The following is a 3,076-nucleotide window of genomic DNA, read 5'->3' on the forward strand; positions in this document are numbered from 1 at the left end:
TTGCTTTTTTTAGCCATTTTCTATTCTCCTTGTAAGTGGTTCAATCGATTTTCATCTCCCACGTCACTTCTCGAAATGATGAAGTCTTGCGGGTTATATAGGGATGTTATTGATTAGTCAACAACAGTGAATCCCATAGAACGAGCAGTACCTTCGATCATACGCATTGCAGACTCAATGTTTGCAGCGTTCAAATCTGGCATCTTAGTTTCTGCAATTTCTTGTACTTGCGCACGAGTAACTGTAGCAACTTTAGTTTTATTAGGTGTACCTGATCCTTTTTCAACACCTGCAGCTTTTTTCAAAAGAACAGCAGCTGGTGGTGTTTTTGTAACGAAAGTAAATGATTTGTCTTCGTATACAGAGATAACAACTGGAATGATCATACCAGCTTGGTCAGCAGTACGAGCGTTGAACTCTTTTGTGAATCCCATGATGTTGATACCAGCTTGACCAAGAGCAGGTCCAACCGGTGGAGCTGGTGTAGCTTTACCAGCAGGGATTTGCAATTTTACAAGTTTTTCGACTTTTTTAGCCATTTTTAAATCCTCCTTTGTGGTTTTGGCGGTAATTCCCACAAGTATGCTTTACGCATACTCATCTATTATACACTATTTTTTAAAAAATGCAAGAGAAATTTTTATTTTTGATATTTCTTTCTGTTACAATTTTTTGGTGAAATCAATCTTTAGAATCTTCTATCACGATGGAGTGAATTCATTCAATCAAAGTCAGTACAAAACTCACTCCATTTTCAGTAGTACCACTTTCCACAAATCCAAGAGACTCAAAACATCTTCTAGAGATACGGTTGAAAGTGTAGATTTCTTGAACTTTCAATTGTTTCCAACCCTTTTGTCGAGCTAGATCAATCAAAGTCTTCAATACCTTGCGTCCAAGTCCCTGATGTTGGTAAGTTGGATTGCCAATCACAATAGGAAGATTCTCCTGAGATAAGGTTACATCCCCAATTGGAAGCCACTCTCCCTTTTCTCGAAACTCAATCCAGAACAAATCCCCGTGACTCTCTAAATAGGAATACATAGCATTTAATTTTTCTGAACTATAAGGTATTCTAATACCGTCTACAAGTTCCACCAAATCCACATCTTGATACCAGGCCAAAGCTACATCCTGATGATCTGCTAAAAAATAGGGAACTAAACGTAAGGAATCATCTATCTGAATGATTTTTGTCATCATTTTCTACTCCTAATACTAGCTCCGCTGCTTGATTAAAACCATCACACCAGTTATACCATTTTGCTTCATACTCATCTTGAGGTAAGATATAATTTTTTAAATCCAGAACAGAGTATATCTTTCTTTTCTCACAAGCTTGCGCATAGAGATGATATAGTTCGTCACCTCCATCTCTATCAAACTCAGCAGAAATTGTATCCTGGCCTACCAACAAAGCCTGATAAGCCCTGTGATGGCCATCTGTAATCAAGAAGCAATTTCCAAATGCAAGAACGCTAATTGGATTGATATTGGGCTTTTCTTTCGACTGATAAAGCATCTGGATATCTTGTAACTTCTTTTCTGATAAGTATAGTTGAGTCGGATGAAGATCTTTTATGTTGACTTCCATTTTATCTCCTCAAGAAGGGGCAATTCCTACTTCTGCTTTCCTTTGAAGCGCCATTGAAAACGCAGTTTATCGTAGAAAGGAAACTCCATAAACAAAACTCCTAGGCCTACACAAAGGCTGGCAATCACATCTGATGGGTAGTGAACTCCCAGATAGACCCTGGATACCAATACACTAACGAGATATAGACTTAGCAAGATTTGCACTACTTTTCTCCAAGTTGTATTCTTAATCCGTTGGCTCAAAATCACAATCAAAGTTCCAACCATAATCGTTACTGCCAGAGAATGTCCACTAGGAAAAGAAAAACCTTTTTCCTCTACTAGATGTACTATTTCTGGTCTAGGTCGTTGGTAGATATTTTTAAAGGTTACGATTAAGATTCCAGCTAAAGTCAAATTCCCCAGCATGAGATAACTTTCCAGTTTCCATTGCTTACGGTAAAAAATAAAAGCTACAATGAGAACCCAAGTGATAATGACTGGGATATCAATTAAATGTGTGATTGTTCTGAAAAGAACGGTCAAGGAAGCAGGTAAGTCACCTCGAATAGCAGTCTGGATTGGTTGATCAAAGCCAATCAGCATATTAGGGTAAAACTTGACAATATAACCTAAAATTACAAAAAGCAAAAGGGCAAAAGAGCCCTTCATCAAATATGTTTGTTTATCTTTCATAGTATTTTAAAGTTGGTTTCAAAAGGACAAACAACAACCAGAAAGAGATGGCAAAGATAATACCTTCAATCAGATTAAAAGGCAAGACCATAGTCATCAGGTAGTTGCTCAATCCTAAGATTTTCTCAATATCAAAATTAGCAAACTTAGCGTACAAAGGAACAGCATAGACGTAGTTCAGAACTAGCATAGCTAGAGTCAAACCAAGCGTACCAGCTAGTGAAGCTAGGACGAAACGCATGGTTGTTCGCTCTTTTTTCCAAATCAAACCAAAAGCAAGCACAAAGACTCCCAAGGCAACAATATTCATCGGTAAACCAATATAGGTACTAACCCCTTGATTGTTCAAAAGAATTTTCAACAAGGACCGAAGGAAAAGCACTCCAAAAGCTGCTGGTAAATCCAAGACTACCAAACCCACAAGGACCGGTAAAATACTGAACTCAATCCTCAAAAAGGATGCCGCTGGCAAAAGCGGAAAGTCAAAGTACATCAACACAAATGAAAGCGCTGATAGAATTGCAATGGTCGAAAGTCGACGTGTGTTTGTCATAACAGGTTCCTCCAATTTTCTATAAAATCAGAAGAAGTTGGAAAGGATTCCTCTATCTATCCTTTATTTTTATATTCCAAAAGTTCCCCCTCACTCTTTTTTAGCAAGCGGTTGCAATTTACCTATAAAAAATCAATTAGAATAGACAAAGCCATTCTTTCGTCTTCTCCCATCCAGACTATACTGTCGGTTGTGGAATCTCACCACATCAGCTTGCGCTCGCGGACTTATTTGGCTAAGATATTTTAGATT

Annotated in this window: 5 protein-coding genes; all 5 read right to left on the reverse strand. The window is 37.9% G+C overall.

Annotated features, from left to right (window positions below; all coding sequences use genetic code 11):
• Window positions 1–113: 113 nt before the first annotated feature.
• The 5 genes from rplK to E7C97_RS09305 all read right to left on the reverse strand — a co-directional run bounded on the left by rplK (window position 114) and on the right by E7C97_RS09305 (window position 2,824).
• Window positions 114–539 (reverse strand): 50S ribosomal protein L11, encoded by a 426-nt coding sequence (gene rplK, locus E7C97_RS09285; protein ID WP_001085808.1) that lies wholly within the window; start codon window positions 537–539, stop codon window positions 114–116.
• A gap of 178 nt (window positions 540–717) precedes the next feature.
• The gene (locus E7C97_RS09290; RefSeq protein WP_316109036.1) at window positions 718–1,200 is read right to left on the reverse strand and encodes a GNAT family N-acetyltransferase; all 483 of its coding nucleotides are present in this window, start codon (window positions 1,198–1,200) and stop codon (window positions 718–720) included.
• Window positions 1,175–1,594 (reverse strand): chromosome partitioning protein ParB, encoded by a 420-nt coding sequence (locus E7C97_RS09295; RefSeq protein WP_075232054.1) that lies wholly within the window; start codon window positions 1,592–1,594, stop codon window positions 1,175–1,177. Before E7C97_RS09295 ends, E7C97_RS09290 begins: the two co-directional genes overlap by 26 nt.
• Window positions 1,595–1,620: 26 nt before the next feature.
• A complete protein-coding gene (locus E7C97_RS09300; RefSeq protein WP_070460114.1) occupies window positions 1,621–2,271 on the reverse strand; it encodes a phosphatase PAP2 family protein in 651 nt (216 codons plus the stop codon).
• Complete coding sequence (locus E7C97_RS09305) at window positions 2,261–2,824, reverse strand: ECF transporter S component (protein WP_000185852.1); 564 nt, start codon at window positions 2,822–2,824, stop codon at window positions 2,261–2,263. Before E7C97_RS09305 ends, E7C97_RS09300 begins: the two co-directional genes overlap by 11 nt.
• Between the last annotated feature and the right edge of the window lie 252 nt (window positions 2,825–3,076).

It is taken from the genome of Streptococcus sp. (assembly GCF_032481935.1).
GTDB lineage: Bacteria > Bacillota > Bacilli > Lactobacillales > Streptococcaceae > Streptococcus.